The sequence below is a fragment of the Anabaena sp. UHCC 0204 genome, assembly GCF_009711975.1.
Taxonomy (GTDB): domain Bacteria; phylum Cyanobacteriota; class Cyanobacteriia; order Cyanobacteriales; family Nostocaceae; genus Dolichospermum.
Map to the genome: position 1 here is coordinate 1 of NZ_VIKW01000023.1, position 14,319 is coordinate 14,319.

General features: G+C 36.3%; 16 protein-coding genes. 12 read left to right on the forward strand and 4 right to left on the reverse strand.

The window, feature by feature from the left end; all coding sequences use genetic code 11:
* Positions 1-84 precede the first annotated feature (84 nt).
* On the reverse strand, positions 85-795 hold the full coding sequence (tsaB, locus tag FJR04_RS17755; RefSeq protein ID WP_168497184.1) for a tRNA (adenosine(37)-N6)-threonylcarbamoyltransferase complex dimerization subunit type 1 TsaB: 711 nt from the start codon (positions 793-795) through the stop codon (positions 85-87).
* Positions 796-983: 188 nt separating this feature from the next.
* The gene (locus tag FJR04_RS17760; RefSeq protein ID WP_168497185.1) at positions 984-1,232 is read right to left on the reverse strand and encodes a Ycf34 family protein; all 249 of its coding nucleotides are present in this window, start codon (positions 1,230-1,232) and stop codon (positions 984-986) included.
* A gap of 86 nt (positions 1,233-1,318) precedes the next feature.
* Between FJR04_RS17760 and FJR04_RS17765 the strand changes: the two genes are divergently transcribed.
* The 7 genes from FJR04_RS17765 to FJR04_RS17795 all read left to right on the forward strand — a co-directional run bounded on the left by FJR04_RS17765 (position 1,319) and on the right by FJR04_RS17795 (position 9,424).
* Positions 1,319-2,590 (forward strand): CCA tRNA nucleotidyltransferase, encoded by a 1,272-nt coding sequence (locus FJR04_RS17765; RefSeq protein ID WP_168497323.1) that lies wholly within the window; start codon positions 1,319-1,321, stop codon positions 2,588-2,590.
* Positions 2,591-2,641: 51 nt separating this feature from the next.
* Positions 2,642-3,439, forward strand: coding sequence for a Tab2/Atab2 family RNA-binding protein (locus tag FJR04_RS17770; RefSeq protein ID WP_168497186.1), 798 nt, complete (start codon positions 2,642-2,644; stop codon positions 3,437-3,439).
* A 379-nt stretch (positions 3,440-3,818) separates the two neighbouring features.
* The gene (locus FJR04_RS17775) at positions 3,819-5,438 is read left to right on the forward strand and encodes an RluA family pseudouridine synthase (protein WP_168497187.1); all 1,620 of its coding nucleotides are present in this window, start codon (positions 3,819-3,821) and stop codon (positions 5,436-5,438) included.
* A 92-nt stretch (positions 5,439-5,530) separates the two neighbouring features.
* Entirely contained in the window at positions 5,531-6,112 is a 582-nt protein-coding gene (locus FJR04_RS17780) for a TetR/AcrR family transcriptional regulator (protein WP_168497188.1), read from the forward strand.
* Positions 6,113-6,148: 36 nt separating this feature from the next.
* Positions 6,149-7,438 (forward strand): ABC exporter membrane fusion protein, encoded by a 1,290-nt coding sequence (locus FJR04_RS17785; protein ID WP_168497189.1) that lies wholly within the window; start codon positions 6,149-6,151, stop codon positions 7,436-7,438.
* Between the two features lie 34 nt (positions 7,439-7,472).
* Positions 7,473-8,654: an ABC transporter permease DevC gene (gene devC, locus FJR04_RS17790; protein ID WP_168497190.1), complete on the forward strand. Its 1,182-nt coding sequence runs from the start codon at positions 7,473-7,475 to the stop codon at positions 8,652-8,654.
* Between the two features lie 20 nt (positions 8,655-8,674).
* Complete coding sequence (locus FJR04_RS17795) at positions 8,675-9,424, forward strand: DevA family ABC transporter ATP-binding protein (protein ID WP_168497193.1); 750 nt, start codon at positions 8,675-8,677, stop codon at positions 9,422-9,424.
* A gap of 7 nt (positions 9,425-9,431) precedes the next feature.
* Here FJR04_RS17795 and FJR04_RS17800 read toward each other — a convergent pair whose 3' ends face one another.
* Positions 9,432-9,869 (reverse strand): helix-turn-helix transcriptional regulator, encoded by a 438-nt coding sequence (locus tag FJR04_RS17800; protein WP_168497195.1) that lies wholly within the window; start codon positions 9,867-9,869, stop codon positions 9,432-9,434.
* A 153-nt stretch (positions 9,870-10,022) separates the two neighbouring features.
* On the reverse strand, positions 10,023-10,454 hold the full coding sequence (locus tag FJR04_RS17805; protein WP_168497197.1) for a hypothetical protein: 432 nt from the start codon (positions 10,452-10,454) through the stop codon (positions 10,023-10,025).
* A gap of 604 nt (positions 10,455-11,058) precedes the next feature.
* Here FJR04_RS17805 and FJR04_RS17810 point away from each other — a divergent pair.
* The 5 genes from FJR04_RS17810 to FJR04_RS17830 all read left to right on the forward strand — a co-directional run bounded on the left by FJR04_RS17810 (position 11,059) and on the right by FJR04_RS17830 (position 14,277).
* The gene (locus tag FJR04_RS17810; RefSeq protein WP_168497199.1) at positions 11,059-11,712 is read left to right on the forward strand and encodes a MotA/TolQ/ExbB proton channel family protein; all 654 of its coding nucleotides are present in this window, start codon (positions 11,059-11,061) and stop codon (positions 11,710-11,712) included.
* A complete protein-coding gene (locus FJR04_RS17815) occupies positions 11,696-12,100 on the forward strand; it encodes a biopolymer transporter ExbD (protein WP_168497201.1) in 405 nt (134 codons plus the stop codon). The genes FJR04_RS17810 and FJR04_RS17815 overlap by 17 nt, the downstream gene beginning before the upstream one ends.
* A gap of 72 nt (positions 12,101-12,172) precedes the next feature.
* On the forward strand, positions 12,173-12,379 hold the full coding sequence (locus FJR04_RS17820) for a glycogen debranching protein (protein ID WP_168497203.1): 207 nt from the start codon (positions 12,173-12,175) through the stop codon (positions 12,377-12,379).
* 56 nt (positions 12,380-12,435) lie between these two features.
* The gene (locus FJR04_RS17825; RefSeq protein WP_168497205.1) at positions 12,436-12,873 is read left to right on the forward strand and encodes an NADAR family protein; all 438 of its coding nucleotides are present in this window, start codon (positions 12,436-12,438) and stop codon (positions 12,871-12,873) included.
* A 321-nt stretch (positions 12,874-13,194) separates the two neighbouring features.
* The gene (locus tag FJR04_RS17830) at positions 13,195-14,277 is read left to right on the forward strand and encodes a tetratricopeptide repeat protein (protein ID WP_168497207.1); all 1,083 of its coding nucleotides are present in this window, start codon (positions 13,195-13,197) and stop codon (positions 14,275-14,277) included.
* Positions 14,278-14,319: the final 42 nt, after the last annotated feature.

Below are 14,319 nucleotides of genomic sequence, written 5' to 3' on the forward strand. Positions count from 1 at the left end.
GAGGAGGTGATTTCATGGAGAAATCCAGGGACTGTTTTCGGCTACAAGCTTTACCATGTAAAGCTTAGACAATTTTGCCAATTCTCAAATATCTACAGGATGCTGTCCATAATAAGGCAGAGCTTGTGACCAATGGGGATTTTTACCTTGCTGCCAATCTAAATAAGCTAAATTCAAAATACTATTAACAGTAGCGGCTAAATGAGATGTAGCTGAAATTAACTGATAACTGGTATGCCAATTAGCTAGGGTTTCTTGCCATGCGGTTGGTGTGAAGACTGTATCTGTTAATAAGGCAGTAAGGCCAGAATCATCAGGGGTGGGTTGATAAATAGCGCCGAATACTTGTCCCCGCTGTGCTGGCATTTCTACTGCAATTACTGGATATTGGCAATTTTTGGGGAGGAGAGAAGTATTTTCAGTTTTGTCAGTAGCAATAGAATGGTTATATAAGGTATATTCTTGCCAAGCTACTGCCGCTAGAGTGGAAATGGTAAACACTGGAATTTTTAGCTGTTGTGCTAATGTACGAGCAGTGACAACACCAATACGAGTTCCTGTAAAACCACCTGGACCTTTAGCAACGGCGATAAATTCTATATCTGTCCAAGTTAGCGGTTTAATTGTTTCCAGTAAGTATTGATGGATGTGACTAGATAAATCACGCCCTAAATTCCAAACTTGTGATTGGGGATGATCTGCAAAGTTGCTAATTGCCAAACCAAGTTCTGGTGTTGTGGTATGCAAGGCTAAGGCGTGTTTATTCTGTGGGAGATGTTTGATTATGGTTGTCAAAGTAAATGCAAATATATTTTTCTGATAAATAATACAGCAGAATTTAGGAACGGAAAGTTAAATAGCTTTTGTTTTGGGCTTTTCAGGGCAACTGAATTAAGCTTTTCAAATTTGGTGTTGCTGATTTTCAGTATGAAGTATTCAGCAACACTTCAGAATCTGCCTTGAATAACTGAGAAGTCATGAGTTTAGGTGGGGACTAATTCACCTGGGCGTAATTTAGACCATTTACCTAGTTCTTGCTTAAAACTGAGACAACCCACAACATCCCATTCCATTTCAATTATTTCGCCCTGTGTACGAATATTGACGTTAATGGAAGGTTCGTTGGGGTCAAAATTTGGTGTTTCTGTCAGGTGGGGCTGTTGGTGCTGAGTTTCTACGGCGTTGTAGGTAACACAGCGGTCTACATAGTGGCAATTCACGCAAATACACATAATAGAACCAACTCTAAAAACCTTTATAGTTAATGTAGCTTAAGCCAGAATAATAAGCATGACTTACTGGGTTGATTTTTATGACAATGGATGAATTAGTTAGTTCTCGCCTAGCCGCCAAAAATTGGCCTTTTAATCTGGAATATTTGCCACAACCTGTTTATATGGTAGGTGGTGCGGTACGTGATGCGATTTTGGGTAGAGTGCGGGAGTATATGGATTTAGATTTTATTATTCCATCGGATGCGGTGAAGATAGCTAGAAAAATTGCTCAACGTTATCAAGCTGGTTTTGTATTACTTGATGCTGAAAGACAAATTGCTCGTGTAGTATTTCCTGAAGCTACGGCTGATTTTGCTCAACAGGAGGGAGAGAGTTTAACTGCGGATTTGTATAGAAGAGATTTTACTATTAATGCGATCGCTTATAATCCCCATACCCAAGAAATTATTGATCCTCTCCAAGGCTATAAAGATATAGAATATGGCTTATTACGGATGATATCACCTGTAAATCTGCAAAACGATCCTTTGCGGTTAATGCGGGCTTATCGTCAAGCTGCTCAACTTGGTTTTACTATTGAACCAGCTACTCAGGAGACAATTCGTAATTTAGCAGCAAGCATCAATGAGGTAGCAGCAGAAAGAGTGCGAGTAGAAATTAATTATTTGTTGGCAAATTCTCATGGGACATCTTGGCTAAATCTTGCTTGGAAAGATGGTGTTTTAAGTAATTTTTTCAAAAATGCTACTGAGCAAAGTTTTATAAAGTTAAATGCTGTTGATCAAGCTGCTACGTTAATTAGCGATAATTGGCAGGAATTAGGAGAAGAATTGGCAACTTATGTGCGTGAAACTGTGAAAACTTCTTGGTTAAGTATTGCTAAACTTGCTTGTCTTGTTGACTCAAAACCAGAAGTTGCAGAAATAGAACTACAGGAACTTACTTACAGTCGCACAGAAAATCGGGGTGTAACAACGGCTTTAAGACTGTTTTCGGAAATAAAAGAGGTAAATATATCTTTGCGGAAACAGTATTTTCTCTTTCGGGAAATGGGTATTTTATTTCCGGCTGTGTTGGTATTAGCTTTAGCAAATGATATTGTAGCTAAGGGAATGTTTGAGGAAAGTATGTTAGCTATATACAAACCTTTAATCAAGCGTTATCTTAACCCTAATGATGTTGTTGCACATCCTACTGCTTTACTCAATGGTAAAGACATTATGACAGCGTTAAACATTCCTGCTTCACCACAGGTAGGTGAATTATTAATGGAGGTTGGTGTTGCCCAAGCTGAAGGTAAAATTTCCACAGCGAAAGAAGCACTAGAATTTGCAGTAAATTTAGTCAAAAATTAAACTTCTTCAATTCTTATTTGAGCGGTTTATTTAAGTTTTATGGAGTAATAAATGAGTCTAATTTGGCAGGCTGATTTTTATCGTAGTCCCCGGCAAAATTTACCAGGACAGGTATTATGGGAATTATTAGTTTGTAATGAAACTCGTAGTTTCGAGTATGCGGCTACTTGTCCCCAATCACAAGCTAATTCTATTTGGATTACTCAACAATTACAATTAGCAAGTGGGGGAAAGTTACCAGATATAATTCAGGTATTTCGTCCTCAGTCTTTAAGTTTAATTACAACTGCGGGAAATAATTTAGGTATCAAGGTTGAAGCTACTCGAAGAACTACGGCGTTGAAACAGTGGTTAAAAGCGAAGGAATATACTCTAACTGTGGATAAACCAGCTCCAGTACCATTACCTGAAAATTTGTGGGGGGAAGAATGGCGCTTTGCAACGATTCCATCTGGTGATATTGTAGATGAGTTTATAGAACGTCCAATTCCTATTTTACAAATCCCAGAGTTTCTAAAACCAATTAATCTTGGTGTAGCTTCAACAATTCCTATTCCTGGGGTAGTAATTTATGGTGGACGACAATCTATGCGTTTAGCGCAGTGGTTACAAGAAACTAAACCTGTATCATTAAACTACATTTCTGGTGCGCCCGATGGTTTGATTTTAGAAGCTGGTTTAGTGGATAGATGGATTTTGGCGACTTTTGAAGATGAGGAAATTACCAATGCGGCAAAAACTTATGAACAAAGAAAACAGCTAAGTCATGGGTTACATTTTCTTTTAGTACAGCCAGATGATTCGGGAATGACTTATACTGGTTTTTGGTTGTTGCGACAAGAGGAATAAACTAAACTGTTTTTGTAGGTTTAAATAGGGCTTGCTGAAAGAAATTTAAACCTTTGATGAATTAATAATTTCAGGTTCTAGATGATGCTTCTTTAGAGGATGTTTGAAAAGTATCAGAATTAATCGAGATACCCCCAACTCTCCTTCAACTATATTTATATAGCAATTTCCGGTGTTGCTGATTAAGAGTATGATTTTGTTTCACGCAGAGGCGCAGAGTCTACAGAGAGTAAGAGTTTGAAATCATTGATTTTTGAATTTCATACCCTAATTCAGCAACGCCAATTTCCATTCAAGTGAGGTATAAGCAGTAGAAATTAACCGCAGATAAACGCAGATTTTTTTGTACCTCATCAGATTAGGAAACGCTATATATTTTATGGTTATTCTTCATCCACTTTCAGACTTTATCAACTCCAATTCTATTATTGCTCCTTTACAAACTAACTATTACTACGAAGGGAAATGTCCTGAAACTGGCGAAGTTCTCAGATTACCCCGTACACCTTTATCAGAAGCTATAGCTTATGGTTTAATGCAACAAATTGAGCAAAATCAATTGTATGGCTCTGAGGGAAAAATGTATGGTATTTTGCTAGTTGAATTACCCAATGGTGAACAAAGAGTTATTAAAGCTTTTTCTGGTTTATTGAATGGTAATAGTATTGTTGAAGGTTGGGTTTCCCCTATCTCTGGAAGAGAAGAAGTAGCTTTATTAGAAAACCAGACTTTAGCAGAGCTAGAAGCAATTAAACAACAAATAATTAGTCTTCAACAAGTTCCAGAAAGAGGAGAATATCAAACTCTGTATGCTGAATATACTCTACAGTTACAAGCTATTAAATTACAGCATGATCATAGCAAATTGCTAAGAGAAGAACAACGGCGACAATTTGATCAAAATCTCACAGAAGAATCTTTAAAAATTGCTCTGGCAACACTAGAAGCAGAAAGCCGTCAGCAGGGAATTGAACGCCGAAATATTAAACGTCGTCAAAATGAAATTATACAGCCATTACAGGAAATTATAACTGCTGCTGATCAGAAAATCACAAAACTCAAACAACAGAGAAAACAACTATCCCGGCAATTACAAACACAAATGCACGCTGCTTATAGCCTCACTAATTTTTATGGAAAATCTCGATCTTTACAGCAATTATTACCAAAAGGAACACCCACGGGTACAGGTGAATGTTGCGCTCCTAAATTATTACATTATGCAGCTACTCATGGATTAAAACCTCTAGCAATGGCTGAATTTTGGTGGGGTGATTCTACTATAGAGAATAAAGTTAAAGGAGAATTTTACGGTGCTTGTTTAGAAAGATGTCAACCTTTAATGGGATTTCTATTATCAGGATTAAAGTCACATAAAGTAGAGATAATTTATGAAGATGAATGGTTAATTGCTGTAAATAAATCCCCTGGATTATTATCTGTGCCTGGTCGTTATTTTCATAATCAAGATAGTGTAATTAGTCGCTTACGTTATTTATATAATCAAGAATTAATAGCTATACATCGTTTAGATCAAGATACTTCTGGAATTTTATTAATAGCTAAAGATTTATTTACTTATTCTCAATTAAGTCAACAATTCCAAAAAAGACAAGTTCATAAAGTTTATGAAGCGATAATTGCAGGTTCTCTAAATATTACGGAAGGTGAAATTAATTTACCTTTGTGGGGAAATCCTGACAATCGGCCTTATCAACAAGTGGATTTAGAACGGGGAAAACCTAGTTTAACTCACTTCCGTGTCATGGATAGGGAAGGAAATTTTACACGGGTAGAATTCACACCTCTCACTGGACGTACCCACCAATTACGAGTTCATGCTGCCGATAGGAGAGGGCTGGGAATGAAGATTTTGGGAGATAAACTCTATGGTTGTCATGCTGAGACAAGTAGATTATATCTGCACGCAAGGGAGTTAAGTTTTCAGCATCCTCATGTAGAAAAAATCTTACATTTACAGGTAAAAACACCGTTTTAACTAGGACATCAATTTTGTAAAGATATATTGACAAACACTCTAAAATTATCTTATTGTTTAATATAACAAGCGTTCGATATAAAAACCGGGCTATGCCGAAAATTGTTGATCACGAACAATACCGCAAAGAATTACTCGGTAAATGTTTTGATTTATTTGCTGCAAAAGGTTATGCGGCCATTACCATGCGGGAAATTGCTGCGGATTTAAAGGTTTCAACAGGGACGCTGTATCATTACTTTCCCAACAAACAAGCTTTGTTTGAGCAATTGGTGGAAGAAATTAGTCAGCAGGATATTATTGCAGCTTTAACAGAGTTTGGAGGGAAAAATAACTTATCAGAATTAATGGAAGCCTTGGGAGAATACCTGGTTAAAAATGAGGATTATTTAATTAAGTGGACTTATGTCTGGGTTGATTTTTGTCAACATCAAGACTCAAAAATAATGCTGAGTAATAGCACTATTTTTAAACGTGCTAATCAAAGATGTCAGCAAGTAGCCTGTGATTTATTAGGTGTTAGAGATGTGGTATTAGCCTCTTTTGTTTTGAGTTTTGTGAATGGTGTGGTTCTGGAAAAATTATGGGGAAATGAAAATATTGATTTTCCTGAACAATGCCAGCTTTTGGGCGAAATGGTGACAGCATATTTACAGCAAAAAGTCCAGGGATAAATGCCGATAAATTTATTTTTGATTTGGGGAAATTAGATGAATTATAAACTATTGTTTAAACCAAAAAATCAAGGTTTAATTGCTTTAATAATCGCGGCTACTACGATTACAGCAGGAATTGCGATTTATGGGATTTCCAACTTTGGGCAAATGGGTAAAACGTCTGTAACAGAAGTAGAAACAATTGTACCTGTTCCGAAAATAGTTACTGCGTTAGGAAGACTAGAACCAGAAACAGAAGTCATTAAATTATCTGCACCTTTAGCATTAGATGGCGATCGCATTGCTGAAGTATTAATTAAAGAAGGTGATAATGTTAATGCAGGACGGGTAATTGCTATTTTACAATCTCGTGATATCTTAAAAAATTCCGTCATTCAAGCACAGAAACAAGTGAGAGTTGCCCAAGCTAAATTACAACAAATTAAAGCCGGAGCTAAATTAGGAGAAATTCAAGCACAAAAAGCAAGTGTTGAGAGGATTAAGGCACAATATGCAGGAGATAAGCAAGCCAAGCAGGAAAATATTGCTCGGATATCAGCCCAATGGCAAGGTGATAGAATTGCCCAAACTGCAACTATTAATAAATTAACAGCAGAACTTAAAAATGCGGAAGCAGAATATCAACGCTATGAACAGTTATTTACTGAAGGGGCAATTTCTAACTCTGTAATTGATAGTAAACGATTAACTGTCGAAACTGCTAAACAGACATTAAGTGAATCCCAAGCTGTTCTGAATCGGATTAATACTACAGCAAATAAACAACTAGCAGAAGCTAAAGTTGAACTCAATCGGATTAATACTACTAGCAATAAACAAATTAGTGAAGCCACAGCCAAATTGAATAGCGTCGCCGAAATTCGTCCTGTAGATGTGCAGTTAGCGCAAGCAGAAGTTGAAAGTGCGATCGCTGATTTAAAACGTGCAGAAACTGAACTAGAAGCAGCTTATATTCGTGTCCCAATGACAGGACAAATTATCAAAATCCATACTAAAGTCGGCGAAAAAATTGGTGAAAACGGTATTGCTGATTTTGCTCAAACTAACACAATGGTAGCCGTAGCAGAAGTTTATCAAACAGATATTAGCAAAATAAAATTAAAACAAAAAGCTATAATTACCAGTCAAGGATTTACAGGAGAACTGCAAGGTACAGTTGAACAAATTGGTTTACAAGTTAACCGCCAAAATGTTTTTAGTGATCAACCAGGAGAAAACTTAGATAGCCGGATTGTAGAAGTAAAAATTCGCCTGAATCCTGAAGATAGCAAAAAAGTTTCTAGTTTAACTAATTTACAAGTGCAAACAACAATTAAATTGTAATTGATTTTCCCATAGAGGTGCAGAGAGGAAAAAAATGATTAATAAAATGTTTCGGAAAACTCCCCTAGCTTGGCGACAATTAATGAAAGAAAAAACGCGGCTTGTGGTTGCAGTCGCGGGAATTAGCTTTGCCGATATACTGATATTTATTCAGATGGGTTTTGAAAGTGCATTATTTGATGCTGCTGTTCAACCTCATCGCAATCTACAAGCGGATTTAGTATTAATTAATCCTCAATTTGAAACTTTATTTTCAGTTAAAAGTTTTTCGAGAGAAAGACTTTATCAAGCATTAAGTTATAATGGTGTAAAATCAGTTAGTTCTATTTACATTAGTACCGGACAATGGCGCAATCCTGAAACAAGAATGGATCGAGCTATTTTAGTTTGGGGTGTAGATCCAGTTACACCTGGCTTGAAATTTCCTGAACTGCAAGCTAAAAAAGATTATCTTAAACAATTAAATCAAGTTTTGTTTGATGAAGCTAGTCGTCCAGAATATGGACAAGTTGGGAGTATTTTTCGAGAAACAGGGAAATTTAACGCCGAATTAAGCGGAAGAAATGTCAGTGTCAAGGGATTATTTCAAAATGGTGCTTCCTTTGCTGCTGATGGTAATGTTGTTGTTAGTGATTCTACTTTTTTACAATTATTTCCTACTCGTAAACCTGATCAAATTGAAGTTGGGTTAATTACTCTTCAACCCGGTGCTGATATTGAAAAAGTTCAAGCACAACTGAGAAGAGGATTAAATCCAGATCCTCAAAATCCCTTTGTTGAAGTTGGTACTCCGGAAACATTTGCCCAAAAAGAAAGAACTTATTGGTCTAATGGTACAGGGATTGGTTTTATTTTTGGTTTGGGTGTGATAGTCGGTTTTATTGTTGGTATTGTCATTGTTTATCAAATTCTTTATTCCGACGTTTCTGATCACTTACCAGAATACGCCACTCTCAAAGCAATGGGTTATACCGACAATTATCTATTACGAGTTTTGTTGCAGGAAGCATTATTGTTAGCAGCTTTGGGTTATTTACCTGCATTTTTTCTATCTTTTGGGATATATCAATTAACTTTTGCGGCAACTCTTTTACCAATATATATGAAGGTAGATCGGGCAATTAATGTTTTTATTTTAACGGTAGTTATGTGTACTATTTCTGGGGCAATTGCAATGCGAAAACTCCGTTCGGCTGATCCTGCGGATATTTTTTAATATAAAGGTAAAAATCAACTATGTCATTCGATTTTTCAACCATCGCTATTCCAGCTACTTCTAGTTCAGAAACAGTTATTTCTGTTGCTAATCTCAATCATTATTTTGGGAGTGGGGCGCTCCAAAAACAAGTATTATTTGATATTAATTTAGAGATTAAGGCGGGGGAAATTGTGATTATGACGGGTCCCTCTGGTTCGGGAAAAACTACCCTGTTATCATTAATGGGGGGTTTACGTTCTGCCCAAAATGGAAATTTGCAAATATTAGGACAGGAAATGTCTGGCGCAAGTAAAGGACAATTAACTAAATTGCGTCGTCAAATAGGTTATATTTTTCAAGCACATAATTTGATGAGTTTCTTGACAGCCAAAGAAAATGTGCGGATGTCTTTGGAGTTGCATGAGGATTATCTCAAAGGTGATATTAACGCCAAAGCTACAGCGATGTTAGAACACGTTGGGTTAGGAGAACATATTAATTACTATCCAGAGAATTTATCAGGTGGACAAAAGCAACGGGTAGCGATCGCCCGCGCTTTAGTCAGTCACCCAAAAATAGTATTAGCAGATGAACCTACAGCTTCATTAGATAAACAATCTGGCCGGGATGTGGTGGAATTAATGCAAATGTTAGCTAAAGAGCAAAATTGTACTATTTTGCTTGTCACCCATGATAATCGCATTCTAGATATAGCTGATCGCATCGTTTACATGGAAGATGGACAACTGAAAAGTGATGGAGTAGATATTGGAGTCAAAGTAAATTAATACTCCTTTATTTAAAGATAATTTCCTCCCGAATTTCCAGATTAAGAGTGTGTTGAATTTTCAAAAGTTTTGTCAAACTAGCACTAGCATATCCATTTGCTTCATCACGTTGTACCTGTTGAGGTTTCACTCCTAAAAGTTTGGCAAAACTCTCTTGAGTGTATCCACGAATAATCCGCGCTTTGATTAGTGCTTCTGGTAATTTCTCTAAACTATCATATTGTAATTTCTCAATTTTACCTTGATTATTTTTGAGATTTTCGTACTCTTTTATCTCTTCAGTAAACTCCTCAATTTGGCTTTTGAGTGAATCAATACGAGCCTCATGGCGTAGTTTTTGGTTTTCATCTTCTGGAATTGGTTTACTAGCATATTGAGCCATTGCTAACTCAAATTTCTTCATCTGTGCTTTAGTAATATTGTACTGCCATTCATTGAAAATCATAATCTTTAACCTATCACTCATTTGTTCAAGAATGGCATTACCTAATAATAAAAATTAATTAGATAATGCCAATTTATTTATCTCCCTGTTTTATATTGCTAATTTTGAATGTTTAATAATCAATATCAGCAAAAAGTATTTCGCATCCTATCCTTACAGATCAACTGCTACTATACCTTTGATATTGCCATTACGGTCTTGCTGGAAAAATTCTAAACAAGTGGTAAATGGATCTTCAAAAGTGTTGTTAGCAATCGAAAACTCGCAGCGATATTTGTTTTTTTGTGCCGACCTTCTGCTACTAGGATGCAAAATAGGGTCGAGTTCTTTCAAGAGTTTAAAGTCTACTTGATCGTCTTCCCAACAAACATCAATATCTTCAGGAAGTTTTTTAGTAGTTACAAAACTTCCGCCGAGATAAATTCTCTGACAACCGCATTGCTTTAATATCTCGCACCCTTGCTTGAGTCCAGATAAAAGATTTTGTCGGCGTTTATTGTAAGCTAGAAACTCTTCAATTTCATCCCAAGTAGCCAAATGAATTCCTGGTAGCAAATTGCCATTTTGATCGAATATCAAACTCATACTATGTTTTTATCCTGTCATAAATTTATTCCTCCGATAAATTCACTAAATTAACCGATTAAACTTAAATAGAATTAGACATCAGCTTGTGATTTACAAAGCTTTGATACTTATTTCTAGATTAATTTATCGGTGTTAATAGAAGAATTTACGGCTTATGTGAGTTAGTATTAAAACTCTTGTAATTTCGTTAATAATTCCAAAATTATCGTGTTAGAAAACCCTGGAAAAACTTATAAAACAACAAAATTTTTCAACTCACGTAAAGGCGTAATTGGCGTTGCATATTTGTAGACTGATAGGGGCTGGAAACATTAAAGTTTTGTTCCGCAGTCAATAAAATCATTCCATTATTCAGCAACGGCCTGTAATTTTGTAGTTGTTCTTCTATATCTAATAATAGTACAACAAAATTGTTGTGTCAATATATAATCTAACAATAAATCCAAAATTAATCTCTACCCAAAAAACTCGCAGCCATTACCCAGCAATACAGACAGGATTGTAAAATAACGCACTCCAAACCCCAGACATCCCTTACCGATACTTGTCTCTGGGCAACAATCTGTTAATCTAGCTGTGTGCAGGATTAATAAAATAGTCAATGGAAATTAGTAATTTATTCAAAGCCGGTGGCGTAGTCATGTGGCCACTGCTGTTTTTTTCCGTTTTAGCGATCGCCCTAATTATTGAACGAATCATCTTTTGGGCAAAAATCACTAATCGTCAAAACCGTATTATTCAAAGCGTTCTTAAACTCTATCGTCAAGGTGATGTAGTTAGCACCTTAACAGCACTTCATAACAACATTGATTTACCTATGTCGCGGATTTTTTTAGCAGCCTTAGAATTAGAAGAACCCAACCCAGAAGAATTTCGTTTAGCTTTAGAAAGTGAAGCACAGGCCGAAATACCCTTATTAAAAAGGTTTCAAAACATTTTCGATACAATTATTGGTTTAGCCCCCTTGTTAGGACTGCTAGGTACAGTATTAGGGTTAATTACTTCCTTTGCATCATTAAATATTGGTGATGTTGGTGCAACAAAAGCCACTGGTGTCACCTCTGGGATTAGTGAAGCCTTAGTATCTACAGCAACAGGATTAGTGGTAGCTATTATTACCCTGTTTTTTGCTAATAGCTTTCGAGGAATGTATTTACGCCAAATTGCTTGGATTCAAGAATATGGCGGCCAATTAGAATTACTTTATCGTCGTCACTATGAAAGAGGGGATAAATCCTATGCGTCTACCCGATGAACCTGATTTACCAGCGCAGATTAATATTGTACCGATGATTGATGTCATCTTTGCAATTTTGACATTTTTTATCATGTCCACCTTATTTTTAACCCGTTCCGAAGGATTACCAGTTAATTTACCCAAAGCTGCCACAGCCAAAGCCCAAGCATCAGCCGCACCAATTACTGTCACAATAGACTCAGCAGGCGCTTTGAGTGTGAACCGTCAGCCAGTCACCCTGGATGCTTTACCGACACAGGTACAGCAATTAATGGGGAATAATCCAGAGATCGTAGTGATTATTAATGCGGATCAAAATGCTACTCATGGTCAAGTCGTGGTAGTTATGGATCGGGTGCGGCAGATCAAAGGCGCAAAATTAGCGATAGCGACTCAAAAACCTTAACTACTTAGTTGTTCATGGTATTCTAAGAATTAGATATAGCTGTTTTAACACCACATTTTTAGGAGATAAACTATGACTATTTGGGTAAATGAGCAAATTGATCCTTCGGGGATGATTCATGCCTGTATTGCCTGTTGTGATGAGTCTCAGGCTAAAGATTGTCATGAATCATTTCAGAATAATTTGACCGAAATACAAAAAGCAGACGGCTGGGTTGCCAAATTACGAACAGTTACTTCTTGGGATGATGTGCCAGTTAATGCTTTAAAACTCAATTGACAGGGATAGGGAATAGAATAGGTAATCAATTCTTACTTGTTACCTATTACCAAAATATGACAATATACTTTTATAGTACCCGTGAAGAATACGGCTGTTTTTCTAACTTCTCAAATCATGGATTTGTCTTAGATGAATTATATTGGTCTACTAGTGAACATTACTTTCAAGCTCAAAAGTTCGTCGGTACACCTTATTTAGAAAAACTGCGATTAGTGAAAACGCCAAAAGAGGCTGCAAAAATGGGAAGACAAAGAACACTTCCTTTGCGTCCAGATTGGGAAAAAGTCAAAGATAACATTATGCGGAATGCGGTGTTATGCAAATTTTCTACCCATGCAAATATTAAAGAAATTCTCTTATCTACAGGTAATGAAGAATTAGTAGAAAAATCACCTATTGATTATTATTGGGGTTGTGGTGCAGATGGTAGTGGTAAAAATATGCTCGGCATAATTTTAATGGAAGTTAGAGAAAAGCTACAGAAAATCTAAGAGGATGTTTTGAAAGTCCCCTCATGGTATATCAAATACTTTCTGATCCCTCTAAGTCTCCCTGAAAAAGGGGGACTTTTACTTTAGTTGCACGCTGATGAAGGTTAGGGGGGGTTTAGGAATGTCTAACAATGACCAACTAAAACTTTTCAAATAACCTTTATTTTAGTGATTATTAACTACGATTTATTTATATTTATTTTTAATATACATTAATGATAACATAGTATAGAGATAAAAAAAAATAATCTCACTATATTGAGATATAACCTCTGATTGTGGGAATACTAAGGTATACAGACTAAAAAGGAGGAAAAATCTATGTTGCAATATTCAAGGAGTAATTTCGTAACGGAAAATGATTACATAGAAATACCGTCAGCATATTTACCGATAGTAAGTCAAGATACCATAACTCACGAATTTGAATCATATACAACAACATTATCTTTAGAAGAGATCCAAGAAAAACTATTAGCAGCATCTCAACTTACACAGCAAGGAATTAAAGAACAAAAAGCTGGTGAATTTCATCTAGCCATGAAATCTTTAAAAGATGCACTAAGACTTTTTCAAATAATTGGCAATACAGAAAAACAACCCCAGGTACTGGCTTTATTAGGGTTAGTAGCCTACAGTATGGTAGATTATGAATGGACTATTTCCTATTGTCAGCAGTGTTTGTCATTAATTCAGGACTACCCAGATCAGAAAATAGAAATGCAAGCACTTTCTTGTTTAGGAAATGCTTACCGACACTTACATGAATATGATAAAGCTATAGATTGCCTCAAGAGAGATTTACAAATAACTCAATATTTACAAGATCAGCGCAGTCAAGTAGCTGCACTAAATAATTTAGGATTAGTGTATAGAGCTTGTGGTAATTTTACACAGGCAATTTATTATTATTTGCAAAGCTGGAGAATTTTACAAGCACTCCAAGACAAATGGGGAGAAGAAAAAGTTCTGAAGAATTTAGGTAATGCTTACTACGCACTAGAAGATTATCCTCAAGCGATCGCCTATTATGAAAAATTTGTGATCATCGCCCGTTCCCTGAATAACCATCGTGCTGCTTCCCAGGTACTCAAAAATCTCGGTAATGCTTGCTATGCTTTAGGCGATTATCTCAAAGCCATTCAGTATTATCAAGAAAGATTGCAACTGGCTAGAGAAATTCAAGATAAACAGAGTGAAGAACAATCATTAAATACATTGGGAGTAGCCCACGAAGCCATAGGTCAATATCCTGAAGCGATCGCCTACTATGAACAACAACTCATCTTAGCTGAATCTATGCAAGACAGTCGCAGTATCGCCAAAGCCCTGGCCAGTCTCAAAGTTACTTGCTACGCCTTGGGTGATTATGCTAAAGCCATGCAATATCAGCAACATCATTAAATTAAGATCCACATAATTGCTAGGATAATAATCTTCTCCCTC

Bases quoted from the DNA above. Each gene is read 5' to 3' on its own strand.
- FJR04_RS17760 (WP_168497185.1), bottom strand. From the start codon at position 1,232: ATGTGTATTTGCGTGAATTGCCACTATGTAGACCGCTGTGTTACCTAC.
- FJR04_RS17765 (WP_168497323.1), top strand. From the start codon at position 1,319: ATGGATGAATTAGTTAGTTCTCGCCTAGCCGCCAAAAATTGGCCTTTT.
- FJR04_RS17770 (WP_168497186.1), top strand. From the start codon at position 2,642: ATGAGTCTAATTTGGCAGGCTGATTTTTATCGTAGTCCCCGGCAAAAT.
- FJR04_RS17775 (WP_168497187.1), top strand. From the start codon at position 3,819: ATGGTTATTCTTCATCCACTTTCAGACTTTATCAACTCCAATTCTATT.
- FJR04_RS17780 (WP_168497188.1), top strand. From the start codon at position 5,531: ATGCCGAAAATTGTTGATCACGAACAATACCGCAAAGAATTACTCGGT.
- FJR04_RS17785 (WP_168497189.1), top strand. From the start codon at position 6,149: ATGAATTATAAACTATTGTTTAAACCAAAAAATCAAGGTTTAATTGCT.
- devC (WP_168497190.1), top strand. From the start codon at position 7,473: ATGATTAATAAAATGTTTCGGAAAACTCCCCTAGCTTGGCGACAATTA.
- FJR04_RS17795 (WP_168497193.1), top strand. From the start codon at position 8,675: ATGTCATTCGATTTTTCAACCATCGCTATTCCAGCTACTTCTAGTTCA.
- FJR04_RS17800 (WP_168497195.1), bottom strand. From the start codon at position 9,869: ATGATTTTCAATGAATGGCAGTACAATATTACTAAAGCACAGATGAAG.
- FJR04_RS17805 (WP_168497197.1), bottom strand. From the start codon at position 10,454: ATGAGTTTGATATTCGATCAAAATGGCAATTTGCTACCAGGAATTCAT.
- FJR04_RS17810 (WP_168497199.1), top strand. From the start codon at position 11,059: ATGGAAATTAGTAATTTATTCAAAGCCGGTGGCGTAGTCATGTGGCCA.
- FJR04_RS17815 (WP_168497201.1), top strand. From the start codon at position 11,696: ATGCGTCTACCCGATGAACCTGATTTACCAGCGCAGATTAATATTGTA.
- FJR04_RS17820 (WP_168497203.1), top strand. From the start codon at position 12,173: ATGACTATTTGGGTAAATGAGCAAATTGATCCTTCGGGGATGATTCAT.
- FJR04_RS17825 (WP_168497205.1), top strand. From the start codon at position 12,436: ATGACAATATACTTTTATAGTACCCGTGAAGAATACGGCTGTTTTTCT.
- FJR04_RS17830 (WP_168497207.1), top strand. From the start codon at position 13,195: ATGTTGCAATATTCAAGGAGTAATTTCGTAACGGAAAATGATTACATA.